Origin of the sequence: Acidovorax sp. (assembly GCF_016783915.1) — a bacterium.
Classification (GTDB): Bacteria; Pseudomonadota; Gammaproteobacteria; order Burkholderiales; family Burkholderiaceae_C; genus Acidovorax.
This window is the reverse complement of sequence record NZ_JADHVT010000053.1, coordinates 1-26,554: the sequence shown is the minus strand read 5'-3', so window position 1 is coordinate 26,554 and position 26,554 is coordinate 1. Positions and strand designations below refer to the sequence as shown.

Here is a 26,554-nt window from a genome sequence, read left to right as displayed (position 1 = left end):
CAACGTGCGGGAGCTGTACGGTGAGGTGGACGGCACGCGCGGCATGCTCGCCACGCAGGGCAGCGCGTTCATCGACCAGGCGCTGGCCACTGCAAAGGCCTCGGGCTATCTGCCAGACGCCGACAAGCTGGCTGAGGCAATCGGCGCCGTGCGCGGCGGCATGGACGGCAGGGCCTACACCACCCAGTTCGCAGCCGACCGCGACCGCCTGGTGCTGGCGGGCAAGCTGTCCGGCCTGGAAGGCATCGCCGAGAAGCAGCTGACCGACGCCCAGAAGACCGTACGCGCGCTCGAAACGCAGATCGACCAGAACGAGCAAGTGCTCGACTACTGGAAGCAGCAGATCGACATCGCGAACGGCACGTACCAGGGCATCCTGAGCGTTGAGTCTGCTGTGCAGCAGCTGAGCGGCTTCTTGGGTGGCACTGGCAGCACCCGGCCCACGGCCGCCACCGGCAGCAGCAGCGGCGGTGGTGGCGCAAGTGGCCCAGCCTACCGTGACCGAGGCACGGTGCCTCGCGTGGCCTATGGCGCCGATGAAGCGCTGACCAGCTTTGACAAGTTCGAAGCCTGGTTCCAAGGCCTCATGACCAACGCGCCCACGTCCTTGTTGCAGAGCGACTCCTACAAGGTGCCCGACTGGATGCGCATGGCGGGCTTCTTCGGAACTGGCGCCCAACAGGACACGTTTGGCACCTACCTGTACCTGAAGAACAACCCGCAGTTTGCGCAGGATCTGCAGCAGATCATGACCACTGGGCGCTCCAGCCTGCCAACGGATGGCAGCACCCTGGTGCGCAGTGATCTGTCGAAGATGCCCACGGACGCTGCAGAGTTCTTCAAGAGTGACCGCAACAGCCTGCTGAGCTATGAGAGCTTTGGCCTAGACCCGGTACTGGCGTACAAGCTCTACAAGGATGGCCCCGGCCAGTTTGGGCTGGACATCAAGCGCGAGAACTTTACGGAATGGCTTCGCACCCACAAGTGGACCGAGGGCGGCATTGTGGAGTCCAACAACACGCTGGACACGGCCAAGCCCTACAACGGCTACAAGCTCCCCCGCTGGGACACCTCCAGCGGCAACATCGTGGACCTGGACGGCCGCATCTACACGCCGGACGGCAAGTTCCTGGGCACGGCCAGCCGCGAGATGATGACCAACATCTACGGCGCTGCGTTTGTGGGCACCACCGGTGGCAGCTATGGCGACGCAACGCGCTCGGCGCTCTACAACAGCCAGGTGCAGGGCGGCAACAGCGAGGCCGCTTACTACGGCGCCATCAAGAGCAATCTGGACGCCGCCATCGCGGGCGGCATGTCCGCGCAAGGCATTGCCGACGCCATCACGCAGACGGGCGCATCCATGGCTGACGTGGCTGCGGCCTACGGCATCAGCGTGGCGCAGCTGGAAGAAAACCTGCGCGCGGGCGGCGCCACCAACATCCCGAAGTTTGCCGTTGGCACCAACTATGTGCCGCGCGACATGCTGGCCTACATCCATGAGGGTGAGGCTGTGGTGCCCAAGGCCTACAACCCAGCTGCGGGTGGCGGAAGCGCTGGATCTGGCCGCCTGGAGGCTCTGGTGGAGCAGTTGCTGGCGAAGGTAGACGCCCTGGAGGCGGCGGCGAATGAAACCGCTGGCAATACCCGTCCGCTCCCACAACTTAGCCGCCAGTTCGATCAGTACAGCAATGGCGGGCAATTCAGCCGCCAGAAGGCCGTCGCATGAACATCCTCCTCCCCAAGACCATTACGACCGCCATGTTCGGCGCCGGGACCAACATCCCAGCCGTGGACTCTTCGACCACGCCTGCAGAGGTGCAGTGGGTAACCGGGGGCACCTTCGCGCTCAAGGACCGTCGCACATTGAATGGGTACTGGTACGAGTGCGTGCAGGCTATCGCCGGGGCCCCGGAGAACACCTACGCGCCAGGCAGCGCAGCCGCCGAGGGTTGGTGGCTGAAAGACGAAGGTGCCCCCACCAACCGCATGGCCCCCTTCGACAAGTACCTGTTCACCAAGGCGCGCCGCGCCGGGAATGTCACGTATGAGCTGACGCCAGGGTTCATCAATGGTGTGGCCATCTACGAGATTGAGGCCGACCACCTCAACATCACGGTGAAGGATGGCGCGACCAACCTGATCACGCCCGTGGACATTGAGTTGTGGGAGCAGGCGCCAGGCCTTTGGGAATACCTGTTCGGCGAACTTGCACGCGGCACTTACTACGCGCTCAAGGACATCCCGATCAACCCGAATGCCAAGGTCACGATCACGCTCACCCGAAACAACCCTGTGGTCGAGGCCGCTGTCGGATTTATCAGCGTGGGCAACTGGAAGACCCTGCTTGCGCCGCTCACGCAGGCCAGCGGCGTGCAGTACGGCGTCGAGGCCACCACGCGGGATTACTCGTACAGCCAGGAATACAAGGATGGAACGTACATCGATGTGGAGGGCCGCAAGGCTACCGACATCAACCTGTCCTGTGTGATTGATGCAGCAGGCGCGCCCTCGGCAAAGCTGCTTCTGGAACAGATCCTTGGTAAGGCCGTGGCCATCGAGGTGAGCGAGCTTCCCAAGTATTCCCACCTTGCCACGGTGGGCAAAGTCACCGGCTCTGTCCGGTCCGTCAACTGGCCCACCGCTCAGGTGGACCTGCAAATCAAGGGCAATGTATGACCAGTCCTGTCGCGCCAGATACGGCGCCGTCCGTGCCGGAGTTCCCGGCGCTTGGCGATCCTTCATTCAACGCAAAGGCCTACACCTGGGGTAGCTGGGTGCCGACGCTGGTGACGTGGATCACCGGCGCAGTGTCGAAGGCGTACCAGAACGCGCTCAGTGCGTTTGAAAGCGCCACCGCATCGGCATCCAGTGCCGCAGCATCCGAGGCCTCGGCCGTCACATCGCTGGCGGGCTCCAACTTCAAAGGCGACTGGGCGGCTCTGACCGGCGCACTCAATAAGCCAGCTAGCGTCGCGCACGCTGGGCGCACTTGGCTGCTTCTGGACAGCCTGGCAGACGTCACGGCCGCCGTGCCGGGGGTCTCTGCCAGCTGGCGCGCATACGACGTGGTACTACCGCTGGTGCATGTCACCACGGCCACGTTCACAGCGGTCGCTGGCTACCACTACTCGATTGAGTTTGCGGGCCAGTGCACGGGCACGATGCCGCCCTACATCGAGGGCTCTGCTCTCATGCTCACCGTTGCCAACGACAGATATGACACCGTGCTTCTGAGGGCCAGCCCAGCCGATTCATTCATGGACATGGTGGATGACATCACGCTTGTGCAGCCCACCACGTATAGCCTGCGTGGCATCAAAAATTCTTGGAGGGGTCTATGATTTTCTCAACACAATTCGGCGGCGGTGCCGCGCTCGGTTCAATCGTCCAGGGGTACGGCCTGGCGGAACCTCTTTACGTGGCCTGCGATGGCCGGCCGCTGGCCCGCGCCACATATCCGCGCCTGTCTACCCTGTTCCCCATCGGCAGGTTCACGGGCACGGTGCGCACGCTGGCCACCACTTCAGGCAACAACTGTTTGGCTGCCAGCCCGACGTATTTTGTCTCCAGCGCGGCGGCGGGGAACCCCAATATTCAATACTCGACGGATGGTGCGAGCTGGTCACAGGTCTCGGTTGTCACGCCGTCTATGACCGTGAACAGTCTGATCTTTGCGGGCACTCGGTGGGTAGCGTCTGGAGCGGTCAGCGGTACACTCGCCGTCACTACGGGCGACAATCCTAACTCCACATGGGCTGCCACCACGGGCGGCGCAACGGGGGGGATTGTCCGTTACGGCCTGGCCTATAGCGTAGCCCTCGGCCGCGTGATTTCGCTCACCGCCGGCAGCACCACAGCCCTGCAGGCGCTGGACAACGGCTCGACCACGCTGGTGGCTAAGACGGCACCCACTGCGAAGACCCGCATGGGCATTTGCCACACGGGAACCAAGTTCATCATCCTCAATACCGACGGCACGATCACCACGTCGGCAGACGCGGCCTCATCTGTCTGGGTGGACGAGCCACTGCCTGAGTCCGTTGCTTCTACGGGCAGCATCGCAAGCAACGGTGCGGGCGTCATCGTCATCAGCGGCGCTGCATCGGGTCTGTTGGTCAGTACAGACCACGGTGTGACGTGGGTGAAAACTGCCATTCCCGGAGTGGCGCCGTCTGCCACCTGGCAGGTGAATTACTCCGGGGACCGGTTCTTTTTGCCCACCACCCTGGGCGTAGTGATGTCGATGGATGGAAAGGCCTGGTTTCTGGAGCCTCAGCTTATCCAGTTGCGGGCAGAGGCATCGGTCTTCGCCAAAAAGGGCGCGATTTTTGTGCAAACACAGAATTCGGCCACGGCCTACTCGTTCACCGAGTCCGCTACGCACTTCAACGCGCCGCTGATCCAGGCTTACGCGCCCGTGGCATCCGGTAGTCCCATCCCGCTGGCCCCCAGCTTCATCAAGGCGCTGTGATCATGACCATCCTGCACTACTACGACATCTACGGCTGGTACACGTCCGCCGAGATCCCCGGCCGCAGCACCGAGCTGGGCCCAAGCACCGTGCCCGCCGAGCGCGTGGTGGGCCAGCCCTGGCCCAACTTCACGGGCGAGGCCTGGGTGCTCCTGACCTATACAGAGCCGCCCGCTCCACCGCCAGCGCCGCGACTCATCACCGTAGGCGCATTCTTCGACCGCTTCGGCCCGCTCAAGTGGGAGATCCTGGCAGACCAGTCGCCGCTGGTGCAGGCCGTCATCCGTGACGCCCAGGTGCGCCGCCACATTGATCTGAGCAACCCTGATCTGCCGGGCGGCCTCGCCATCCTGCAAAGCGCAGGACACCAGATCGACGCAGAGGCGGTGATCGACGCACCAGTGCAGCCGCACGAAGTGCCCTGACCAGCGCCCGCGCCAACACGCAGCCCGCCTCGGTGGGTTTTTTTTCGACCGCAGAAGAACGATAGCCGAGGGGGATCAATGCCAGAACCGACTTCAACATCAGGCATCAGCCTGGCTGCAGTGTCCATTGCGCTGCTCGGGCCCATGGCCGGGCCGTATGCCCTGATCGTGTTTGCCGCGCTGGCCGGTGCGCTGTGGCCACTCAGCGCGGCCGACACCATGACCAGGAGCGCTGGCTTCTGGCTGATGCTGCGCTGCACGCTCACAGCCGTGGCGCTCACTTCTGCGCTGTCGCTGCTGCTGCAAAGCCGGTGGCAGATCCCTGCCAATGAGGCCTTGGCCCCGGTGGCGTTCGCCATTGGCGCCCTGGGCAACGGCTGGCGCCCGGTCTTCGAGGCTATCGGCTCCGCCCTGCAGGCCGTGCTTTCCCGTGCCAGTGGAGGGCCCAAGCCATGAACACCTTGCTGATCGCTCATGAGGTGGCGTGCCTGCTGCTGTTCTTCACGGTGTTCTGCCGCATGCAGAAGACCAACAGGCGCACGCGCGCCGCCATCCGGCTTTCATTCTGGGCCCTCGGCACCGTGGCCGCCCTGGGCATGGCCTGGCCCTTGATGGGCTGGCCCTTGCCGTGGTTCGGGGTGCTGCTGGCCCTGGCCATCGTGCAGGTTCAGTGGGTCACATCGCATTACTGGTCGGGCGGTGTGCCCGGGAGTTTCAACAGGGGAAATTCATGCTGACCGCATCCCAACTACGCGCCGCCACCGGCTGCACCGCCGCCCGGGCCGACGAATGGCTGCCGCACATCGTCAAGGCCTGCGAAACCTTCTCCATCAACACGCCCGCCCGGCTGGCGGCCTTCCTGGCCCAGATCAGCCACGAATCCGGCCGCCTGGTGTACGTGCGCGAAATCTGGGGCCCCACCCCCGCGCAGCAGCGGTACGAGGGCAGGGCAGACCTGGGCAACACCCAGCCCGGGGACGGAAAGCGCTACATGGGGCGCGGCCTGATTCAGACCACCGGCCGCGCCAACTACCGCGACACTCGCGACGGCCTGGCCGCCTACGTGCCCAACATGCCAGACCTGGAGGCCATGCCCGCTCTGCTGGAGCGCCCAGACCTGGCCGCCATGAGCGCCGCCTGGTTCTGGCACAGCAAGGAGCTGAACGCCTTTGCCGACCTGGGCGACTTCATTCGCATCACCAAGCGCATCAACGGCGGCACCAACGGGCTGGCCGACAGGCAGGCGCTGTATGAGGCGGCAAGGGCGGTGCTGCTGTGATCCCGCTGCCAACCTTCAGCCCCATCCTGGCCGCCCTGGCAATCAGCGTGGCCGCGAATGCCGCCCTGGGCTGGGCCTACCTGGGCCAGCGCGACTACACCACCGAGGCGCGCACGGCGTTGCGCGACATGGAGGGCCAGCGCGACGGCGCCCGCCAAGTTGCAAGCGCCTGCAGTGACAGCGTGGACGACCTCCGCGAGCTGGCCGACAAGCGCGCCCGGGATGCAGCGCCAGCGCGTGCGGCGGCCGCCAGCGCCGCCCAGGGGCACAACACGCGCGCCGACCAGATCCTGGCCGCGCCTCAACCAGTGCCGGGTGATGCGTGCGCCAGCGCTCAGGCTCGGGTGGACGACTGGCTCAAGGGGAGGGCGAAGCCATGAACGCGCGAACCAGAAAGACCCTGGCCGGGTTGCATGCCATCGTGGCCATCATGCTGCTGGCCGTACTGCTGGGCGGCTGCGCAAGCCCTGCGCCCCGTATCGAGATCCAGCGCGTGAACGTCGCCGTGCCCGTGGAGTGCGAAGAGCCGATTCCCACCCGCCCGGTGATGCCGACCGAAGCCCTGCGCCCAGGGGCCACGGTGGACCAGTTCGCCCAGGCGGCCATGGCAGAGATAGAGCGTCGGGAGGGCTACGAGGTGCAGCTGGTCGCGGCTCTGGAGGTGTGCACCGGGTCGATTGATCCGGCGCCCGCGAAAGAGCCGCTGGGGCTGCGTGCGGCCTGGCCGAAGTGACAAAAAAGACCCTGGCGCTCGATGCGGCAGAGCCTTGATGTCGGAAAAACCGGAACGCGCACCGGAACAAAAGCCGGAACACATTCAAAAACCATAGCATAAAAGCGATGGTGCCCGGGGCCGGAATCGAACCGGCACGCCTTGCGGCGGGGGATTTTGAGTCCCCTGCGTCTACCAATTTCACCACCCGGGCGGAATATGTGAAGCCCTGAATTATGGCACAGTAGGGCGTATGAAATATCCGACGATTGAAGACGCGGTAGGCAACACGCCGCTGGTGGCGCTGCAGCGCATTGGGGCCCAGAGCAACGCGGCGCGGGGCAATGTGGTGCTCGGCAAGCTGGAAGGCAACAACCCGGCGGGGTCCGTCAAGGACCGGCCCGCGCTGTCGATGATCCGCCGCGCCGAAGAGCGTGGCGACATCCGCCCTGGCGACACGCTGATCGAGGCCACGTCGGGCAACACCGGCATCGCTTTGGCGATGGCCGCGGCCATCAAGGGCTACCGCATGGTGCTGGTGATGCCCGAAGATTTGTCCATCGAGCGCGCGCAGACCATGAAGGCCTTTGGGGCCGAACTGGTGCTCACGCCCAAGAGCGGCGGCATGGAACACGCCCGCGACCTGGCCGAGGCCATGCAAAAGCGTGGTGAGGGCAAGGTGCTGGACCAGTTTGGCAACCCCGACAACCCCCGCATTCACTACGAAACCACGGGCCCCGAGATCTGGGAGCAGACCGGCGGGCGCATCACCCACTTTGTGAGCGCCATGGGCACCACGGGCACCATCACGGGCGTGTCGCGGTTCCTCAAGGAGAAGAACCCCGGCATTCAGATCATCGGTGCACAGCCCGAAGAAGGCTCGCGCATCCCGGGCATCCGCAAATGGCCACAGGAGTACCTGCCCAAGATTTATGACGCCAGCACCGTGGATGAGCTGGTGTACGTGAGCCAGGACAGTGCCGAAGACATGTGCCGTCGCCTTGCGCGCGAGGAGGGCATTTTTGCAGGCATCTCGGCCGCCGGAGCCTGCTGGGTGGCACAGCAGATCGCCGCGCGCGACAGCAATGCCACCATCGTCTTCATCGTGTGCGATCGGGGCGACCGGTACTTGTCGACGGGCGTGTTCCCTGCCTGATAGGTGAAGGGGGCGGCGCGAAGGCCTTCACGCTCATCCCGCGCACCCCTGTGTTGATTATTGGTAAAAAATGGCTGCTGGCGCTGGTTAAATAATCATCGGCAGCTACAAAAAACATAGCATATGCCCTACGAAGTCCGTTTTTGCACCCATTGTGCAACCCCTCTGCAGTCCATCACGCAGGCCGAGGATGGTGGCGACAAGGAGCGGCTGCGCTGTCCCGCCTGTGGCTGGACCCACTGGAACAACCCCACCCCCGTGCTGGCCGCCATCGTGGAGATCGACGGCAAGGTGCTCTTGGCGCGCAACGCGGCTTGGCCGGGCAAGATGTTTGCGCTGATCACCGGCTTCATGGAGGCGGGCGAGTCGCCCCAGGAGGGCATTGCGCGCGAGGTCAAGGAGGAGACCAACCTCGATGTGCAGTCCACCACCCTGGTGGGGGCCTACGAGTTCTTGCGCATGAACCAGGTCATCATTGCCTACCACGTGGTGGCCACCGGGCAGGTGCAACTGTCGCCGGAGCTGGTGGACTACCGGCTGTACGATCTGCCAGACCTCAAATGCTGGCCTGCGGGCACGGGCTACGCGCTGGCCGACTGGCTGCGCACACGGGGCCATGAGCCCGTGTTTTTCACGGCCGAAGAAAATGCAGAACGCCGCCGTGGGCTGGACGAACAAGCCCCGGCCGCGACGCCGCCAAAGGATTGATGACCATGGATATTCACAAAGAAATCGACACCCGGGGTCTGAACTGCCCCCTGCCCATCCTCAAGGCCAAGAAGGCCCTGGCCGACATGGCCAGCGGCCAGTTGCTCAAGGTAGTGGCTACAGACAACGGTTCGCTGCGCGACTTTCAGGCATTTGCCAAGCAGACGGGCAACGAGCTTGTGGAGCAGCAGACGGTGGGTGAGGAGTTCATACACGTCCTGCGTCGGCGCTGACGGCAGCGCGCCGGTATCAGGGCCTTCGGGATGTCAAAGTCTTTCGACAAGCTCTTTTGGCATGACGGCAACCTGACGGATGTTTCGTTCTCCGTCGATGCCAAAGGCAAATCTACAGTTCAACTGCAGGCGCTGTTCTACAAGGACGAGCAGGCGCCGCAGAGGCAACCGTATCAAATCAGGTGCGAAGCAGTGTCCCGCTTTCAATGCACGTTGGACAGTGATGAACTCAAGCGAAACATGTTCGCGGGCAATATCTCAAACGGTTATCTGAAGGGTAATACCCTCTGGATCTACTTCACGGACGGCCTGCTGGAAGTGCGAGCGCTGCGCTTTCGCCTGATGAAGTCTTGAGGCCATGCCGTGACAGCGCCTGGCGCTGACAGCCGAGGCAGGCCTTCTGTCTCGGCTGCCTTGGATCAGAGCGCCAGGGCCTTCAGATATTCCCGGAAGTGCGCCCCCACCTGAGGGTGCTGTAGGGCCAGTTCCACCGTCGCTTCCAAGAAACCTTCCTTGCTGCCGCAGTCGTAGCGCTTGCCATCGTACTGAAAGGCGTACACGGCCTCGTTGTGCATCAGACGGGCGATGCCGTCGGTGAGCTGGATTTCGCCGCCCACGCCTCGCGGCTGGTTGCGGATCTCGTCAAACACGCCGGGCGTCAGGATGTAGCGGCCCGCCACGCCCATGCGCGAGGGGGCGTCGGCCGCCTTGGGCTTTTCCACAATGCGCTGGATGCGGATCAGCGGGCCCCCAGCGGGCTCGCCCGCCACGATGCCGTATTTGTGCACCTGGTCCTCGGGCACTTCTTGCACAGCGATGACCGAGCGACCTTGCTGGCGGAACGCGGTGGCCATCTGGGCCAGCACGGGCTGGCCGCCCTGGGGGCCCACCATCAGGTCGTCGGCCAGCAGCACGGCAAAGGGCTCTTTGCCCACCAGGGGCTCAGCGCACAACACGGCGTGGCCCAGGCCCAGTGAGCGGGGCTGGCGCACAAAGGCGCAGTCCATGTCGCTGGGCTGTATCGAGCGCACCAGCGCCAGCAGCTCTTTCTTGCCTGCAGCTTCGAGTTCGGCTTCCAGTTCGTAGGCCGTGTCGAAATGGTCTTCAATGGCGCGTTTGCTGCGGCCCGTCACAAAAATCATGTGCCGTATGCCGGCGGCGTAGGCCTCTTCCACGGCGTATTGGATCAGCGGTTTGTCCACCACGGGCAGCATTTCCTTGGGGCTGGCCTTGGTGGCTGGCAGAAAGCGCGTACCCAGACCGGCAACGGGGAATACGGCTTTGCGAACAGTGGTCTCAACGGACATGGGATTCCTTGGATGTGAGTGCAGTGCAAGTGCGCTTGGTCATATCTGATCAGCCCAGGCGTGCCAGCTGATCGCGCAAGCGTCCCAGGGTAGCGCCAAAGTCGGCAATGCGCTTTTTCTCCTGCTCAATGACGGCGGCGGGGGCCTTGGCCACGAAGGCCTCGTTGGACAGCTTGTTGTTGGCCTTGGTGATCTCGCCATCAATGCGCGCGATCTCCTTGGACAGGCGGGCCTTCTCGGCAGCCACGTCGATCTCCATGAACAGGCACATGCGCGCCTCGCCCACCACGGCCACGGGCGCGGACTGCGCGGCGGCGGCCCAGGCGGACTCGTCGTCAAACACCTTCACCTCGCTGAGCTTGGCCAGCGCCTGCAGCACCGGGCCCACGCCACGCATGAACTCGGTGTCGCCCACCACGTACAGGGGCAGGCGGGTGGAGGGAGACACGTTCATCTCGCCCCGCAGCGCGCGGCACGCGTCCACCAGGCCCTTCACGCGGCCCATGTGGGCAATCGCGGCCTCGTCGATCTTCTCGGGCTGGGCCTGGGGGTAGCGCGCAATGCTGACCGACTCGCCCGGGATGCCGGCCACAGGTGCCACCACCTGCCACAGGGCTTCGGTGATGAACGGGATGATGGGGTGGGCCAGGCGCAGGATGGCTTCGAGCGTGCGGATCAGCGTGCGGCGCGTGGCGCGTTGCTGCGCTTCGGTGCCGTTCTGGATCTGCACCTTGGCGATCTCCAGGTACCAGTCGCAGTACTCGTTCCAGACAAAGTCATAGATCGTGTTGGCCACGTTGTCTAGGCGGTATTCCTCAAAGCCCTTGGCGACTTCGGCCTCGGTCTTCTGCAGCAGCGAGCTGATCCAGCGGTCGGCCTGGCTGAACTGCATGTAGCCGTGGGCCGGGCCGCCGGGTTGGCACTCTTCCTTGGTGTGCTCCTTCAGGCCACAGTCCTGGCCTTCGCAGTTCATCAGCACAAAGCGGCTGGCGTTCCAGAGCTTGTTGCAGAAGTTGCGGTAGCCCTCGCAGCGCTTGCTGTCGAAGTTGATGCTGCGACCCAGCGATGCCAGCGCGGCAAAGGTAAAGCGCAGCGCGTCAGCGCCATAGGCTGGAATGCCCTCGGGGAATTCCTTTTGCGTGTTCTTGCGCACGGTGGGCGCGGTCTCGGGCTTGCGCAGGCCGGTGGTGCGCTTGTCCAGCAGCGGCTCCAGCGCAATGCCGTCGATCAGGTCCACCGGGTCGAGCACGTTGCCTTCGGACTTGGACATTTTCTTGCCCTGCGCGTCGCGCACCAGGCCGTGGATGTACACGTGCTTGAACGGCACGCGGCCCGTGAAGTGCGTGGTCATCATGATCATCCGGGCGACCCAGAAGAAGATGATGTCGTAGCCCGTGACCAGCACGGTGCTGGGCAGGTACAGGTTGAAGTCGTCGGTGGCGCTGTCGCCCTGGTTGGGCCAGCCCATGGTGCTGAAGGGCACGAGGGCGGACGAGTACCAGGTGTCCAGCACGTCCTCGTCACGGCGCAGCTTTTTGCCGGGCGCCTTGGCCTGGGCCTCGGCTTCGTCGCGGGCCACGATCACGTTGCCCTCTTCGTCGTACCAGGCCGGAATCTGGTGGCCCCACCACAGCTGGCGGCTGATGCACCAGTCCTGGATGTTGTTCATCCACTGGTTGTAGGTGTTCACCCAGTTCTCGGGCACAAAGGTCACCTCGCCGGTGGCCACCGCGTCGATGGCCTTTTGCGCGATGCTCTTGCCGGTAGGGTCTTGGTCGCTCACCTTGCTCATCGCCACAAACCATTGGTCCGTCAGCATGGGCTCAATCACTTGGCCGGTGCGGGTGCAGATCGGCACCATGAGCTTGTGCTTCTTCACCTCCACCAGCGCGCCGATGGCTTCCAGGTCAGCCACCACGGCCTTGCGGGCCACGAAGCGGTCCATGCCCTGGTACTTGGCGGGGGCGTTTTCGTTGATGGTGGCCTGCAGCGTCAGCACCACGATCATGGGCAGCTTGTGGCGCTGGCCCACGGCGTAGTCGTTCTGGTCGTGCGCGGGGGTGACCTTGACCACCCCGGTTCCGAATTCCTTGTCCACGTACTCGTCGGCGATCACCGGGATCTGGCGGTCGCACAGCGGCAGGTTGACCATCTTGCCGATGAGGTGGGTGTAGCGGGCATCCTCGGGGTGCACCATCAGCGCCACGTCGCCCAGCATGGTTTCAGGCCGGGTGGTGGCCACCGTCAGGCTGCCCGATCCATCGGCCAGAGGGTAGGCGATGTGCCACAGCGAGCCGTCCTTTTCTTCGCTCTCGACTTCCAGGTCGGACACGGCGGACTGCAGCTTCGGGTCCCAGTTCACCAGGCGCTTGCCGCGGTAGATCAGGCCCTGCTCGTACAGCTTCACGAAGGTGTCGGTCACCACGGCGCTGAGCTTGTCGTCCATGGTGAAGTATTCGCGGCTCCAGTCCACGCTGTCGCCCATGCGGCGCATCTGCGTGGTGATGGTGTTGCCGGACTTTTCCTTCCACTCCCACACCTTGCTCACGAAGTTCTTGCGCGCCTCGGGCGGGGTGGGGCCCATGTCGTAGCGGCTGATGCCTTGCTCTTGCAGCTGGCGCTCCACCACGATCTGCGTGGCGATGCCTGCGTGGTCGGTGCCCGGCACCCACACGGTGTTGAAGCCGCGCATGCGGTGGTAGCGCGTGAGGCTGTCCATGATCGTCTGATTGAACGCATGGCCCATGTGCAGCGTGCCCGTCACGTTGGGGGGCGGCAGCTGGATGGAAAACGCCGGCTCGCCTGCCTGGGGCTGGCCCGTGCCACGGTGGCCTGCGGTGCCATAGCCGCGCTTTTCCCATTCGGGGCCCCAATGGGCTTCCAGCGCGGCAGGTTCAAACGACTTGGACAGGCTTTCGAGGCCGGGTTGTGGTTGGGGCGTGCTCATGGGGTGTCGCAGTGGGGGCAGTGGGGCGGAGCGGCCGCAGGGGGCGCTCCGACGAACAAGAGGGTGAACCACACATTTTAAGGGACCGCCACCCCGGCGCTGGCCCCGCGGGGGCTTGGGCGGTTTGGCAATTGCGCGCCGTCTGTCGGCCGATTCTTTCCAATGGTTACCTTGAGCCTGGGTGCGCGGGTGAATGCGTCCTGATAATCCCGCCCGACAGAGCGAGGAGGGCGCGGCGACGCGGACCAAGTTCTACGGATCACGATTTACAACAAGGACTGGTGCGGTGGCTTGTGGGGGATGTTCAGCCCTCCGGTGCCACGGTGCCAGGCCGTCAAAACCATCCGAACCTATGACGTTTCAATCTGCCTGGCGCCTCGGCCTGGTCAAGGTCTTTGCCTATGCGCTGCTGGCGCTGTTTCTGGTGCCTGCGGTGACCTACGTGTTCACCCGCCATGTCCAGACCGACCAGGACACCCGTTTTGTGGCAGGCATCAGCCAGCGCATTGATGCCGAAAAGGGCCTGCCCGCCGACGAGAAACAGGCGCGCAAGGACTACTACCGCAGCAACCCGCCGTCCACCATCTGCAGCAATGCAGACCCTGAGGCCCGCGAATACCGCGAGGCGCTGTGCGACACCCTCTCCGATGTCTGGCAGTTCCACATGGCGCGCAAGCTGTCGCTGTGGACGCTGGTGGCCAGTGCGGCGCTGCTGCTGGCGGTGCTGGGGCTGGGGGCGCTGGCGTTTGCCGACCGTACGCTGCAGTACGCGAGCTTTGTGGCGGGCTGGCGCCTGACCTCCTGGGCCAGCGCCACGGCGCTGGTGGTGCAAGGGGCGATGGCCGTGTGGCTGTCGTTCTGGGTCACGGCGTTTTTCTTCCACAAGTACTCGCCCAAGCTGGTGCTGTTTGTGGGGTTTGCCGTGGCGGCGGGGGTGCTGGTGGCGGTGGCGGGCATCTTCAAGCGGGTGCAGTCCAGCAACCAGGTGGTGGGCGAGCTGGTGGCCGAGGCCGATGCGCCGCTGCTGTGGCAGCGCATCCGCCACCTGGCGCAGCGCCTGAAGACAGAGCCGCCCCGGCACATCGTGGCGGGCATTGATGCCAACTTCTTCGTGACGGAGGCCCCGATCACCGTGGGCCAACAGACCCTCACGGGCCGCACGCTGTTTGTGAGCCTGCCGCTGCTGCGCATCCTGGACCAGACCGAGGCCGATGCCGTACTGGGCCATGAACTGGCCCACCTGCGCGGGGGCGACACGCGGCGCAGCGCGCAGCTGGGGCCCAAGCTGGTGCAGTTTGACCACTACCGCCATGCCGTCCGCACGGGCGGGCTGTCGGCCATGGCGTCGCCGCTGCTGGACCTGTACCGCACCATCTTCGAGATCGCCCTGGCCAGTGACAGCCGGGAGCGCGAGTTCAAGGCCGACCGCCTGGCTGCCAAACTGGTGAGCCCTGCAGCGATTGCGCAGTCGCTGGTCAAGATCGCGGCCTACGCCCAGTACCGCTACCGCATCGAGGATGAACTGTTTGGCCGCAACGAGCGGCACGACAACAGCACGCTCGGCATCGGCAGTTTTGTGGCCCAGGGGCTGGCGCCCTACGCGGCGTCGCCCGACTTTGTGGATGCAATGAAGACGGCCAATGTGCCGCACCCGTTCGACTCGCACCCCGCCATGCCCGAGCGCCTGCGCAACGTGGGCATGGCCCTGAAAGAGCGCGACTACGGCGCGATTGCCCTGCGGGTGCCCGCCACCACCTGTGTGCAGGAGATATTGACCGCCGAGGCGATCGAGCAGCGGCTGTGGAGCGCCTACGAGCAGCAGTTTGCGCAAGACCACGAGCGCAGCCTGGCCTACCGCTATGAGCCCGCCAACGACGAGGAACGGGCCCTGGTGCTGCAGTACTTCCCGCCCGTGGTGTTTGCCCTCAAGGCCAATGCGACAGTGGAGGTGAACATTGACGGTATCCGCACCTCGGCCGATGAGACCACGGTGTTCTGGGACGCTATCAAGGCGCTGCAATTCAGGGAAAGCAGCTTCGGCAACGCGCTGATCGTGACCCACCCCGAAAAGAACGCCCTGGGCCTGGGCGCCAAGACCAGCAAGATCAAGCTGCCCGGTCTCAAGAAGGACAAGGACCAGTTCAACGCCGTGGTCAGCCGCTACTGGCAGCGCCACCAGATCATGCGTGCGCAGCAACAGGCAGCGGGATGATTGCTATATTTTGTATAGCTGCTGAGGCAATAGAATGTAGCGCTTCAGCGCTGTAGGGGCAAAAAATCCCATGCAAGGCGGTGGGATGTCCGTTGGACGGGGCCGCGCACCACCTCAACGGCAGCCAGCCCCGTGGACCGTGGGGTGCCGCACCACCACAGGCTTGGCATGCACCCCCAGGCCCGCCCATAGGCCCCCAAGATCCCTGGCCCGTGGGGTGGTGCGTGGGGGTGGGCAGGTCGGCTTACTTGCGCACAAATTCCGGCCGGTCGTTTTGCTGGGGCTTGAGCGGCGCATCCACCTTGCCTTCGGCGCGTTCCTTGCGCCATTGCTCCTTGCGCGTCGTCCACTCGCGCAGGCGGGCATGGGCCACAGTGCTGTCTTTTTCCATTTGCTCGTCATTGGCCAACTGGGCCGACAGCTCCAGGCGAATGCCGTTGGGATCGAAGAAATAGATGCTCTTGAAGATGTGGTGGTCCGTCACACCCAGCACTTCCACGCCATGCGCCTCCAGGCGCTGCTTGGTGTTCTCCAGCTCCTGCACGGTGTTCACGCGGAACGCGATGTGGTTGACCCACAGGGGGGTGTTGGGCGAGGGCTCGGCCTTCACGTCGTCGCCCAGGTCGAAAAAGGCGATGAACGAGCCGTCCTGCAGGCGAAAGAAGAAGTGGGTGTAGGGGCAGTACTCGCCGGTGCTGGGCACATAGTCGCTCTGGATGATGTGGTACAGCGGCAAGCCAAGGATGTCTTCGTAGAACTGGCGCGTTTCCTCGGCGTCGCGGGCCTTGTAGGCGTAGTGGTGCAACTGCTGGATGGCGGCGGGTGCCGGCAGGCTGGCCAGGGCGGTCGGGTTCAGAACGGCGTTCATGCAGAGTCTCCTCAAATCGGTGAACGCAATTCTACTATTCGTAATTGATTTACGTTAAGTTAATTTTTAACTCAAGTCTTTCTGGAGTCCGACAGCCTCGCCGACCGTCCATTGCCGGAGAAGAACCAAAAAAAGCCACCCAGGCATGGTTGCCGTGGGTGGCTGGCGCAGAGGCCTCACGGCCCCGGCTTGTGTGGCAGCTGTAATTACTGCTTCACGGCTTCAATCTGCACCACCAGGCGCACGTTCTTGGGGAAGCCCCATTCCACGCCGTAGTTCATGCCCCACTGGGTGCGGTCGATGGTGGCTTCAAAGTCGCCGCCGCACACTTCGCGCTTGAGCATGGGGCTGTCGTAGCAATTGAACTGGTTGGCCTTGAGGGTCAGGGGGCTGTCTTGCCCAGCAGCGTGAGCTGACCTTCGACGCTGGCCACCTTGTCGCCGTTGAAGACGAACTTGCTGGAGACAAACTTCATCGTGGGGTGCTTGGCAGCGTCGAACAAGTCGGCGCTTTGCAGGTGCTTGTCAAACGCGGGGGTGCCCGTGTTCACCGATGTCACATCGAACGTGATCTCGGCCTTGCCCGACTTGCCGGCCTTGTCGAGCTGGACGGTGCCTTCCTTCTTGTCGAAGCGGCCGCGGTTCACGGCGGCGCCAAAGTGGCTGATCTCGAACGACGCAAAAGTGTGAGTCGGGTCGATGGCGTAGTTGGCCGATTGGGCTTGGGCAGCACCGGCGAACAGAGTGGCGGCGGCAGCCAGGGCGAAGAGGGACTTGCGCATGGAAACTCCTGATAGATCAAAAAGGAAAGGACAAGGGGAAAGGGGAGGGCACCACCAACGGGGACCGTGCCTGGGTAGCAGGCGTAGACCGGTGGGGCCCGGGCAGAGGGGCTGCGCTCAGAGCTTGCCGACGCCGGTCAGCGCGAGCTTGAACTTGACCTGCACGTCGTCGGCCACCATGGAGGTGTCGGCCCACTCGTTTTCGCCGATCTTGAACGCCAGCCGCTTGATGGGCAGCGCACCTGTGGCCGTGGTGGTGGGGCCGTTCTGGGTCAGCGTCACGGGCACCATCACGTTCTGGCTGTTGCCCTTGATGGTGAGCGCACCCGCCACTTCAAACTTGCCGCCGCCCAGCGCCTTGATGCTGGACGACACGAACTGGGCCTGCGGGAACTTGGGCACGTTGAACCACGCGGGCTTGGGCAGCTCCGCATCGGTCTCGCGCGAACCCAGCGTGGCGCTGCCGGTGTCCACCGTGAAGGCGATCTTGCTTGTGGCCAGCTTGGCTGGGTCAAAAGCCACTTGGGCACTGAACTTCTTGAAGTGACCTTCCAGCGGCACGCCCATCTGGCGGGCGGTGAACTGCACCTCGCTCTGCGCGGGCACCAGCTGCTGCTGGGCCAGGGCGACCTGCGCGCCAGCTGCGAGGGCGGCGCCGATCACGATGCGGGACAAGGTAGAAGACAAATTCATGCAGAAACTCCGTTCAAAACACAGAAAGTAGAAGCTGTGGGCATGGTGCCGATGGACGCGCAACGCTTGGGCCCGGCGCAAACCCAACCAGGGGTTGCCCTGACAGGCCATCCCGCAGCGAGGGGGGCGACCCGAGGCACCGCAGGCGACCTGACGGCTGTTTCATTTCCCGGGCAGCATGCGGTTCAGCAGGCCGTCACGGTCCACCAACTGGTGCTTGAGCGCTGCAGCGATGTGCAGCACCGCCAGCGCGGCCAGTGCAAAAGCGGTGTACTGGTGCCAGGGTTTGATGGCTTCGGCCAGGTCCTTGCTCGCGGGCACAAAGTCGGGCAGCTGCCACAGGCCGAGAAACACGATGGGGAACCCTGCCGCCGAGCTGTAGGCCCAGCCAATCAGTGGTACGGCAAAGAAGAGCACATACAGCAGGTGGTGGGTGCCGTGGTGCGCCAGCTTCTGCCAGCCGGGCATGGATTTCTCGACCGCGTTGGGGAGTGCTGGCGGGCGGTGCGTGACGCGCCACAGCAGGCGCAGCGCCGAGAGCACTAGGATGGTCACGCCAGCCCATTTGTGCCAGTTGTAGAGCTTTAGGCGTTGGGGCGAAAAGGGCAGGTCGGCCATGTAGATGCCGACGCCAAACAGAGCGATCAGTGCCAGGCCCAGCACCCAGTGCAACAGCATGGCAGTGCGCGTGTACCGGCGCGGGGTGTCGAGGGTCGTAGTGGCTGTCATCAGCGAATCAGAGGGTCGGTGCAAAAAATGAGGGTGCGCAAAAGCTGCAGGGGCCGCCAGACTTGGCGGCACAACACGCTGAGCGATCGGGCAGTGTAGGAAGCGCTGGCCGTGATCTGCTTCAGGCAGATTGATGCCTCAATTCAAATTAATTGAATCGATAGGCCTTGAGCGCTCAAAGTTCCCCAATGCTGTGCTATTTCTGCGGCGCAGCTATTCGTTGGCACCAGCATTGCCATGGCGTGGCACCCGCATGGAACATGCAGGTGTACATGCGCCCATCCGTTGGCGCATAGGGGAGATGGCCGCAGAAGTTGCAGCGATGGCTGGCTGCACCGCTCGGGAGCGCCACAGCGCCCCCGCGATGCCCGGTCTATCGGGCCAGCGCGGCCTGCTTCCAGGCGCTGGCGGCGGCGCTGTCGTCGCCGCGCTGCTCGGCCAGTTCGGCCAGGTGGCGCCAGGCGCTGGCGCGCAGCTGGGCGTCGGAGAGCTGCTGGGCCGCCTGGGTCAGCAGTTGCTGGGCTTTGCCCCACAGCTGGCGCTTGAGGCAGGCCATGCCCGCCAGGTACTGCAGGCGGGCGTCGCGCGGGTTGGCTTGCTGGGCGGACTCGATGCGGGCCAGCCAGGGCCCGTCGAGCGCATCCAGCCCCGCCTCCAGCGCACGCACTAGCTTGAGGGCGTGTTGCTCGGCCAAGGCATCGGGCAGCTCCACCATGCGGTCCCACACGGGCAGCAACCAGGCACGCACCTGCGTGGCATCGCCGCCCAGTGCGGCCAGCCGCTGGGCAGCATGGATGGCCAGTTCGGGCATGTTGCGCTCGCTGGTCTCCAGCGACAGCCAGATCTGCTGCAGCTGGGCGGTGTCGTGTGCGCTGTTGATGAGTTCGGTGGCCAGGCCGCGCACGATGCTTTGCGCCGCGTTGGGCGAGAAGGCGCGGTGCTTGCCCAGCAGGCGTGCGGTGTCCAGCGCTTCTTGTGTCTGGCGCGCCAGCCGGGTGGCCTTGAGCTTGATGCGCAGCGCCAGAGTGCGCCGCGCGGCCCCCTGGGGCAGGGCTGCCAGGCGGTCGAGCGCCGCGTTGGCATCGCGGTCGTCCAGCGACCAGCGGGCGGCGCGCATCTGGGCGCCTTCGTGCATTTCCTGCTCGTTGATGGAGCCGCGCATGGGGGCTTCCTGCAGCGCGTCCTGAAGGTGGCTTTCGCGGGTGGCGCGGTCTTGCAATGCGTGCGAGGCCTCGGCGGCAATCATGTGGGCCAGTGCGCGCAGCTGCTTGCCGTGGGGCACCGCCTCGCCGTTGGCTTCCAGCGCGTGTTCTTGCGACAGCGCGGCCGCTGCGGCTTTGCGCGAGCGGATGAACCGGCCGCCCAGCATGTGGGTCAACGCGTCGAGCAGTGCGCCGTGCATGGCACGCTCTTTTTGCTGCACGCGCCAGCGGCGTGCCTGGTGCGGCAGCGCCAGCAGCGCTGCCAGGGCCCGCAGCGCCGCGTACACGGTGACAAAGCCGCCCACCAGCAGCAACACCACCATGTTGAGCGACAGGTCGATGCGGTAGGGTGGCCAGTACAGGGTGACGGTGCCCTGGTTGTTGCCCGCAAACAGCGCGGCAGCCACGGCCACGCCAAACAACGCCAAAAGCCAGAGTGCAGCACGCATATTAGTTGTCGTCCATAGCTTCGCGTGCGCCCGCGACCACCGAAACTGGCATGGCACAAGCCAGGGACGCCGAGCAAGGGCCGCACCGCAGCGAGGGCGTCGTCCCTCTCGGGGGAAAGGCGCGAAGCGACTCAGGGGGGCTCATCATCTTCCGGCTGCGGCGGTGGCCAAGGCAGACAGGGTTTCGTCCAGGCGCGGCAGCTCGGCCGCCTTCATGCTGGCCTGTGCCTGCTGCAGAGTGGAGGCCACGTTCTGGGTGCGGCGCGATGCGGGGTCGAAATACTTGTTGAGCGCTGCGGTGGCAGCGGCAAGGTCCGCGCGGGCCGACTCGAACTGGCGTGCCAGGATGCCCAGGCGTGCATTGAGCAGCTTGAACTTGAGGTTTTCGCGCAAAAAGAAGGTCTGCTCGGGGGCCAGCAAGATGGCTTCGGGCTGGTCGATGCGGCTCACGCGCACCAGGCTGCGGGCCTCGTCGCGCACCACCTCCCAGCTGCGCTGCAGGGCCGCTTGCCACCAGGCCAGGCCCTCGGTGGGAGCGGGCGCACTGCCCGGAGCTGCAGGGCCGGTGGACAGGCGCTTGGTAGAAGCTGCCTGGGCCACGGCGTTGAGCACAGGCAGGTCATCCACCTGGCGCACCAGGTCGTCCAGGCGGGCCAGCAGCCCGGCGGTGTCCGTCACGGTGGCGCGGGTCAGGCGGTCCAGGTCGCGGCCGATGGCGCGCTGCACGGGGGCCAGGCGGGGCTGGGCAGAGCGCTCGATGCGCTGGTTGGCACTTTTGAGCGCTGCCACAAGGGGTTCCAGGCTGCCCGTGAGCTGGGCCTGCTGCTGCGCTAAGCGGATGGCGGATTCGATGTCCACCACCAGGTTTTCATCGCGCGAACGCGACAGGCTTTGCATGAGTTCTTCGAGCTGGCTGCGTTGCAGTGCCACCTCGCTCACGCGGGCTTCTGCCACCGACAGGCGAGCCGCTGTGTCGCGCACCAGTTCTTCGGCCTGCCGGGCCATGGTGCGGGCCTCGATGGCCAAGGCGCCCGAATCGGCCGACTGCCGGGCCAGTTGCTCCTGAATGGCGCTGAGCTTTTGCCATAGCAGGCCGCTGCTGACCAGTGCGGCCACCGCCACGGTGCTTAACAGCAATGTCATGGCGCCACCCCGGCCGGTGGCAGCGGCTGGCGTGGGGGCCGGGCTCACTGCTGGCGCGCCCACAGCGGCGGCCACAGGGGCTGCAGGGGGCGTGGAGGGCAGATCGTCGGGGGGCGCAGAACTCATGCGGCCGATTCTATCGAGGCCACCACGTCTTCCAGCGCCGGACGGCATTCCCGCACGGTGCCAAAGCCCGCTGCGCGGGCCGCTTCGGCGATGCGTGGGTGGGTGGCCAGCGCCTGTGCAGCGCCCCAGTGCTGGCCGGGCAGGGCTTCGGCCAGGTGGGCCACCGCCTCGGAACTGCTCAGCAGCCAGACGGAGCCGTCGTGCGCCGCCTGTTGCGCCAGCGCCACCTCCTGCGCCGTGAAGCGGGGCGCGCCGCGTTGGTAGGCCACCACAAACTCCACCTGACCGCCCCGCGCCTCGATCTGTTGGGCCAGCCACTCGCGGCCATTGCCCTGGGGCGATTCGCGTGCGCCCTGCGGCGTGGCGGAGCGACCGCGCACGATCAGCACGCGGTCGCCAGGCCGCACCTGGGGGGCCACCTGGCGCCACAGCGCTTCCGAGTCGAACTGCGGTGCGTCGGGTGCTGGCCCGTCGATGGCGTTGGGCGGCATGCCCGCCTGCTCCAACGCGCGGGCGGTGCCTGGGCCGGGTGCCCATGCTCTTATTTTTGTAGCTTCCAGGGCATGAAAATCCAGCGCTACAGGGTGATTTGGCTCAAAGAAGTACGCTACGGCATTGCCACTGACAAACATCAGGGCGCGGTAGGTGCAGACGTTGGCGCGGGCCGCATCCAGCGCCTGTTGCATGGCAGCGTCCGTGCAAGGGCCAATCGCAATCAGGGGCAGCGCCACGGCCTCAATGCCGTGCGCACCCAGTTGCGTCACCCAATGCGCCGCTTCGCGGGCGGGGCGTGTGACGATGACCCGGGGCGCTGCTGCGGGCATGTCAGGCCGGGGCGACGCCCCGTGCACCACCGGCGCGCAGGCGCTGGGCAATCGCGTCGCCCAGGGCTTCGGCTTGGGCCAGTGTGGCGACCGGGGCGTTGGCCTGCGCGCGCACCAAAGGAGCTTTGTCCTCGGGGTCGCCCCAGGCTGCGTCCAGTTGCAGCACGCCACTGGTGAACGTACCATGTGCGGCCAAAGGCATCGAGCAGCTTCCCCCCATGGCGCGGCTCACCGCGCGCTCGGCGGCCACCGTCAGCCAAGTGGTCTGGTGTGCCAGCGGTGCCAGCGCGTCGATCAGGTCTTGCCGGTCGCTTCGCACCTCGATACCCAAGGCGCCCTGGCCTGCAGCGGGAAGCATGGTGGCCGGTTCGAACGTGCTGCGGATGCGGGTCTCAAGCCCCAGGCGCTTGAGGCCTGCGGCAGCCAGCACGATGGCGTCGTACTGGCCTTCGTCCAGCTTGCGCAGGCGGGTGTCGAGGTTGCCGCGCAAGGGCTCAATCTTCAGGTCGGGCCGCAGGGCCTGCAGCAACACCTGGCGGCGCAGGCTCGATGTGCCGACGACGGCGCCTTGGGGAAGTGCGTCCAGGTTCTCATAGCGGGGGGAGACAAAGGCATCGCGCGGGTCTTCTCGCTCCATCACGCAGGCCAGGGCAAAGCCCTCAGGCAGCTCCATGGGCACGTCCTTGAGCGAATGCACGGCGATGTGGGCGCGGCCTTCTTCGAGCGCCACTTCCAGCTCTTTCACAAACAGGCCCTTGCCGCCGACCTTGCTGAGGGACTTGTCCAGAATCTGGTCGCCCTTGGTCGTCATGCCCAGCAGTTGCACGCTGTGGCCACGGGCTTCGAGCAGTGCTTTGACATGCTCTGCCTGCCACAGTGCGAGGCGGCTTTCACGCGTGGCGATGACGATGGTGGGCGTTGGCGAGGGGCTCAAGTTCGTAACCTGTTTGTAATTATTCAGCGGCTCAGGATGCTAGCATGCGCCCGCACTGGGGCTGGTGCGGCCTGCGGCCATGCGGGCTTGCGGCGCCAGGTCATCCCACCTATCCCGGAGACTCCTGCATGAAACGATCCGACAAGGACCAGCCCCTGATTGATGACATCCGCCTGCTGGGCCGCATTCTGGGTGATGTGATCCGTGAACAGGAGGGGGTGGAGGCTTACGAGCTGGTCGAGCAGGTGCGCAAGCTCTCGGTGGCCTTCCGCCGCGACGCCGACCAGGAGGCTGACCGCGCGCTCAAGAAGCTGCTCAAATCCCTGTCGGGCGACCAGACGGTGAGCGTGATCCGCGCGTTCACCTACTTCAGCCACCTGGCCAACCTGGCCGAAGACCGCCACCACATCCGCCGCCGCGCCGTGCACGAGCGCGCTGGCGACACGCAGGAGGGCAGCATCGAAGTCGCCCTGTCGCGTCTGCGCTGGGCCGGCATTGCGCCCAAGACGATTTCGCAGACGCTGGCGGGCAGCTACGTGGCCCCCGTGCTCACGGCCCACCCCACGGAGGTGCAGCGCAAGAGCATTCTGGATGCGGAGCGCGACATCGCCCAGCTGCTGGCCACGCGGGATGACATCCAGGTGCGCGCCCAGCTCTACAACAGTGCCAAGGACGCGCTCACCCCGCGCGAGCTGGCCGCCAACGAAGCCCTGCTGCGCGCCCGCGTGGCCCAGCTGTGGCAAACCCGCCTGCTGCGCTACAGCAAGCTCACCGTGGCCGATGAGATCGAGAACGCGCTGTCGTATTACGAAGCCACCTTTCTGCGCGAGATCCCGAAGATCTACGCCGACCTGGAGAATGAACTGGGCCAGTACCCCGTGCACAGCTTCTTGCGCATGGGCCAGTGGATCGGTGGCGACCGCGACGGCAACCCCAACGTCACTGCCCAGACCTTGCAATACGCGCTGGGCCGCCAGGCCGAAGTGGCCCTGCGCCACTACCTGACCGAGGTGCACTACCTGGGCGGCGAGCTGTCGCTGTCGGCTCGCCTGGTGCAGGTCTCTGCCGAGATGGAGGCCCTGGCCCAACGCTCGCCCGACACCAACGAACACCGGCAGGACGAGCCCTACCGCCGTGCACTCACGGGCATTTACGCGCGCCTGGCTGCGTCTCTGAAGGACCTGACCGGCGGCGAGGCCGCGCGCCACGCCGTAGCGCCGCAAAACGCCTATGCCAGCGCCGAGGAGTTCCTGGCCGACCTGCGGGTGATCGAGGCCTCACTCCAGTCCCACCATGGCCAGGCCTTGGCCGCAGAGCGCCTGCATCCGCTGATCCGCGCCGTGCAGGTGTTCGGCTTCCACCTGGCCACGGTGGACCTGCGCCAAAGCTCCGACAAACACGAAGAAGTCGTGGCCGAGCTGCTGGCCAAGGCCCGCATCGAGCCCAACTATGCCAGCCTGCAAGAGGCCGCCAAGCGCGCACTGCTGATCAAGCTGCTGAACGACGCGCGCCCGCTGCGCGTGGTTGGCGCGGAATATTCGGCCCACGCCCAAGGCGAGCTGGCCATTTTTGAAACCGCCCGCGTGATGCGCGAGCGCTTTGGCCACGAGGCCATCCGCCACTACATCATCAGCCACACCGAAACGGTGAGCGACCTGCTCGAAGTGCTGCTTTTGCAAAAGGAAGTGGGGCTGATGAACGGCACGCTCGATGCCGAGTCGAAGAACCATCTTATCGTGGTGCCCCTGTTCGAAACCATCGAAGACCTGCGCAACGCCGCGCCCATCATGCGCGAGTTCTACAGCCTGCCCGGCGTGGCTGCGCTGGTGCAGCGCAGCGGTGGCGAGCAGGACATCATGCTGGGCTACAGCGACAGCAACAAGGACGGCGGCATCTTCACCAGCAACTGGGAGCTGTACCGCGCCGAGATCGCGCTGGTGGAGCTGTTCGACGAACTCGCCACCACCCATGGCATCCAGCTGCGCATGTTCCATGGCCGCGGCGGCACCGTGGGCCGGGGCGGCGGCCCCAGCTACCAGGCCATCCTGGCCCAACCCCCCGGCACCGTGCGCGGCCAGATCCGCCTGACCGAGCAAGGCGAAGTCATCGCCTCCAAATACGCCAACCCCGAAATCGGCCGCCGCAACCTCGAAACCCTGGTGGCAGCCACGCTCGAAGCCACGCTTCTGCAGCCCACCAAGCCCGCCACCAAGGCGTTTCTGGATGCCGCCGCGCAGCTCTCGCTGGCCAGCATGGGCAGCTACCGCGCGCTGGTATACGAAACCCCCGGTTTTACCGACTACTTCTTCAACTCCACCCCCATCCGCGAAATCGCCGAGCTCAACATCGGCTCGCGCCCCGCCAGCCGCAAGGCCAGCCAGAAGATCGAGGACCTGCGCGCCATCCCCTGGGGCTTCAGCTGGGGCCAGTGCCGCCTCACGCTTCCGGGCTGGTTCGGCTTTGGCTCTGCGGTGGATGCCTTCGTGAACGCGGAGGGCAAAGACCCCAAAGCCCAGCTGGCCCTGCTGCAAAAGATGTACCGCCAATGGCCGTTTTTCCGCACCCTGCTGTCCAATATGGACATGGTGCTGGCCAAAAGCGACCTGGCCCTGGCCTCGCGCTACAGCGAACTCGTGACCGACGCGCGTCTGCGCAAGAAGGTGTTCACCAGCATCGAGGCCGAGTGGCACCGTACGGCGGATGCGCTCACTCGCATCACGGGCGACAAGCAGCGCCTGACGCACAACACGGCGCTGGCGCGTTCCATCAAGCACCGCTTTCCGTACATCGACCCGCTGCACCACTTGCAGGTTGAGCTGGTGCGCCGCTGGCGCGCGGGGCAGGGGGATGAGCGGGTGCAGACCGGGATCCACATCTCGATCAACGGGATTGCCGCTGGGCTGCGCAATACCGGCTGATTGGCGGGCAGCGCAGCGCGATCCAAACCTGCGCACCGTGGCCTGCGGCAAACGCTGGCGCACACAACAAAAAGGGCTCCCCATGGGAGCCCAGTTTGCTTGGCCAGTGCGGAAGTGTCTTCAAAACACCTCCCATGGCAGCAGCACCCGCACCGCGCGAAGTGCCACCACCATGGGAAGTCCCGCAACTGCGTCAATCCGTCTTGCGATTACATGGCGCTGAGTTCGCCGTGGGGGATTTGACCAGTGCGCACAGCTTCAGCAGCCTGGGCACGCACGGCAGCGCGGTCAGCGGTGGACTTGTAGGTCACCACGCGCGAACCTGCGGGCTCGATGGAGCGTGTTTGTGCCACGGTAGCGGCTTCAGCAGCCACTTCAGCGCGGGTGCGGTTCGTGTCGAACTTCAGGGCAAATTGCGAGCCATCGGCTTCGTC

Annotated in this window: 25 protein-coding genes, 1 tRNA gene and 2 pseudogenes; 16 read left to right on the top strand and 12 right to left on the bottom strand. The window is 65.2% G+C overall.

Annotated elements, in window-relative coordinates; genetic code table 11:
* From ISS20_RS12055 to ISS20_RS12010, 10 genes and pseudogenes are all read left to right on the top strand, one after another.
* Positions 1-1,729, top strand: a pseudogene (locus ISS20_RS12055) (hypothetical protein); the annotation flags it as partial.
* A complete protein-coding gene (locus tag ISS20_RS12050) occupies positions 1,726-2,679 on the top strand; it encodes a hypothetical protein (protein WP_291436896.1) in 954 nt (317 codons plus the stop codon). The pseudogene ISS20_RS12055 and the gene ISS20_RS12050, both read left to right, overlap by 4 nt.
* Positions 2,676-3,344, top strand: a complete 669-nt coding sequence (locus ISS20_RS12045) for a hypothetical protein (RefSeq protein ID WP_291436895.1) — start codon at positions 2,676-2,678, stop codon at positions 3,342-3,344. Before ISS20_RS12050 ends, ISS20_RS12045 begins: the two co-directional genes overlap by 4 nt.
* A complete protein-coding gene (locus ISS20_RS12040; protein WP_291436894.1) occupies positions 3,341-4,474 on the top strand; it encodes a hypothetical protein in 1,134 nt (377 codons plus the stop codon). Before ISS20_RS12045 ends, ISS20_RS12040 begins: the two co-directional genes overlap by 4 nt.
* Before the next feature lie 2 nt (positions 4,475-4,476).
* Complete coding sequence (locus tag ISS20_RS12035) at positions 4,477-4,899, top strand: hypothetical protein (protein WP_291436893.1); 423 nt, start codon at positions 4,477-4,479, stop codon at positions 4,897-4,899.
* Between the two features lie 78 nt (positions 4,900-4,977).
* Positions 4,978-5,355 (top strand): hypothetical protein, encoded by a 378-nt coding sequence (locus ISS20_RS12030; RefSeq protein ID WP_260667953.1) that lies wholly within the window; start codon positions 4,978-4,980, stop codon positions 5,353-5,355.
* On the top strand, positions 5,352-5,636 hold the full coding sequence (locus ISS20_RS12025) for a hypothetical protein (RefSeq protein WP_291436892.1): 285 nt from the start codon (positions 5,352-5,354) through the stop codon (positions 5,634-5,636). The genes ISS20_RS12030 and ISS20_RS12025 overlap by 4 nt, the downstream gene beginning before the upstream one ends.
* Positions 5,630-6,178 carry a glycoside hydrolase family 19 protein gene (locus tag ISS20_RS12020; protein WP_291436891.1) on the top strand — a complete coding sequence of 183 codons (549 nt, stop codon included), beginning with the start codon at positions 5,630-5,632 and terminating at the stop codon, positions 6,176-6,178. Before ISS20_RS12025 ends, ISS20_RS12020 begins: the two co-directional genes overlap by 7 nt.
* Entirely contained in the window at positions 6,175-6,558 is a 384-nt protein-coding gene (locus tag ISS20_RS12015) for a hypothetical protein (RefSeq protein WP_291436890.1), read from the top strand. The genes ISS20_RS12020 and ISS20_RS12015 overlap by 4 nt, the downstream gene beginning before the upstream one ends.
* Positions 6,555-6,911, top strand: coding sequence for a hypothetical protein (locus ISS20_RS12010; protein WP_366828094.1), 357 nt, complete (start codon positions 6,555-6,557; stop codon positions 6,909-6,911). The genes ISS20_RS12015 and ISS20_RS12010 overlap by 4 nt, the downstream gene beginning before the upstream one ends.
* A gap of 108 nt (positions 6,912-7,019) precedes the next feature.
* Here ISS20_RS12010 and ISS20_RS12005 read toward each other — a convergent pair.
* Positions 7,020-7,104: transfer RNA gene (locus tag ISS20_RS12005), tRNA-Leu, on the bottom strand.
* A gap of 39 nt (positions 7,105-7,143) precedes the next feature.
* Between ISS20_RS12005 and cysM the strand changes: the two genes are divergently transcribed.
* The 4 genes from cysM (at position 7,144) to ISS20_RS11985 (ending at position 9,341) form a co-directional block, all read left to right on the top strand.
* Entirely contained in the window at positions 7,144-8,046 is a 903-nt protein-coding gene (cysM, locus tag ISS20_RS12000; protein WP_291436889.1) for a cysteine synthase CysM, read from the top strand.
* A gap of 123 nt (positions 8,047-8,169) precedes the next feature.
* Positions 8,170-8,754 carry an NUDIX domain-containing protein gene (locus ISS20_RS11995; protein WP_291436888.1) on the top strand — a complete coding sequence of 195 codons (585 nt, stop codon included), beginning with the start codon at positions 8,170-8,172 and terminating at the stop codon, positions 8,752-8,754.
* A 5-nt stretch (positions 8,755-8,759) separates the two neighbouring features.
* Positions 8,760-8,987, top strand: a complete 228-nt coding sequence (locus ISS20_RS11990; protein WP_291436887.1) for a sulfurtransferase TusA family protein — start codon at positions 8,760-8,762, stop codon at positions 8,985-8,987.
* 30 nt (positions 8,988-9,017) lie between these two features.
* Positions 9,018-9,341, top strand: coding sequence for a hypothetical protein (locus tag ISS20_RS11985; protein ID WP_291436886.1), 324 nt, complete (start codon positions 9,018-9,020; stop codon positions 9,339-9,341).
* 65 nt (positions 9,342-9,406) lie between these two features.
* Here the strand turns inward: ISS20_RS11985 and galU are convergent, their stop codons facing one another.
* Both galU and ISS20_RS11975 read right to left on the bottom strand, forming a co-directional pair.
* Positions 9,407-10,294 carry a UTP--glucose-1-phosphate uridylyltransferase GalU gene (gene galU / locus ISS20_RS11980; RefSeq protein ID WP_291436885.1) on the bottom strand — a complete coding sequence of 296 codons (888 nt, stop codon included), beginning with the start codon at positions 10,292-10,294 and terminating at the stop codon, positions 9,407-9,409.
* Positions 10,295-10,343: 49 nt separating this feature from the next.
* Positions 10,344-13,241 carry a valine--tRNA ligase gene (locus tag ISS20_RS11975; protein WP_291436883.1) on the bottom strand — a complete coding sequence of 966 codons (2,898 nt, stop codon included), beginning with the start codon at positions 13,239-13,241 and terminating at the stop codon, positions 10,344-10,346.
* A gap of 352 nt (positions 13,242-13,593) precedes the next feature.
* Between ISS20_RS11975 and ISS20_RS11970 the strand changes: the two genes are divergently transcribed.
* Entirely contained in the window at positions 13,594-15,453 is a 1,860-nt protein-coding gene (locus ISS20_RS11970) for a M48 family metallopeptidase (RefSeq protein ID WP_291436881.1), read from the top strand.
* Positions 15,454-15,697: 244 nt separating this feature from the next.
* Here the strand turns inward: ISS20_RS11970 and ISS20_RS11965 are convergent, their stop codons facing one another.
* The 8 genes and pseudogenes from ISS20_RS11965 to hemC form a co-directional block, all read right to left on the bottom strand.
* The gene (locus ISS20_RS11965; protein ID WP_291436879.1) at positions 15,698-16,321 is read right to left on the bottom strand and encodes a VOC family protein; all 624 of its coding nucleotides are present in this window, start codon (positions 16,319-16,321) and stop codon (positions 15,698-15,700) included.
* Between the two features lie 206 nt (positions 16,322-16,527).
* Positions 16,528-17,102 (bottom strand): annotated as a pseudogene (locus ISS20_RS11960) (YceI family protein).
* A 117-nt stretch (positions 17,103-17,219) separates the two neighbouring features.
* Positions 17,220-17,795 (bottom strand): YceI family protein, encoded by a 576-nt coding sequence (locus tag ISS20_RS11955; protein WP_291436877.1) that lies wholly within the window; start codon positions 17,793-17,795, stop codon positions 17,220-17,222.
* 162 nt (positions 17,796-17,957) lie between these two features.
* Positions 17,958-18,524, bottom strand: a complete 567-nt coding sequence (locus ISS20_RS11950) for a cytochrome b (RefSeq protein ID WP_291436876.1) — start codon at positions 18,522-18,524, stop codon at positions 17,958-17,960.
* Between the two features lie 373 nt (positions 18,525-18,897).
* Positions 18,898-20,175 carry a heme biosynthesis HemY N-terminal domain-containing protein gene (locus tag ISS20_RS11945; RefSeq protein ID WP_291436874.1) on the bottom strand — a complete coding sequence of 426 codons (1,278 nt, stop codon included), beginning with the start codon at positions 20,173-20,175 and terminating at the stop codon, positions 18,898-18,900.
* 144 nt (positions 20,176-20,319) lie between these two features.
* On the bottom strand, positions 20,320-21,444 hold the full coding sequence (locus ISS20_RS11940; protein WP_291436871.1) for a uroporphyrinogen-III C-methyltransferase: 1,125 nt from the start codon (positions 21,442-21,444) through the stop codon (positions 20,320-20,322).
* Positions 21,441-22,268, bottom strand: a complete 828-nt coding sequence (locus ISS20_RS11935) for a uroporphyrinogen-III synthase (RefSeq protein WP_291436869.1) — start codon at positions 22,266-22,268, stop codon at positions 21,441-21,443. The genes ISS20_RS11940 and ISS20_RS11935 overlap by 4 nt, the downstream gene beginning before the upstream one ends.
* Position 22,269: 1 nt before the next feature.
* The gene (gene hemC / locus ISS20_RS11930) at positions 22,270-23,202 is read right to left on the bottom strand and encodes a hydroxymethylbilane synthase (RefSeq protein WP_291436867.1); all 933 of its coding nucleotides are present in this window, start codon (positions 23,200-23,202) and stop codon (positions 22,270-22,272) included.
* Between the two features lie 128 nt (positions 23,203-23,330).
* Between hemC and ppc the strand changes: the two genes are divergently transcribed.
* Positions 23,331-26,120: a phosphoenolpyruvate carboxylase gene (ppc, locus tag ISS20_RS11925; protein ID WP_291436865.1), complete on the top strand. Its 2,790-nt coding sequence runs from the start codon at positions 23,331-23,333 to the stop codon at positions 26,118-26,120.
* Positions 26,121-26,329: 209 nt separating this feature from the next.
* On the opposite strand, the gene ISS20_RS11920 is transcribed toward ppc, so the two are convergent.
* The coding region (locus ISS20_RS11920) for a DUF4148 domain-containing protein (RefSeq protein ID WP_291436863.1) at positions 26,330-26,554 on the bottom strand (225 nt) is incomplete at its 5' end.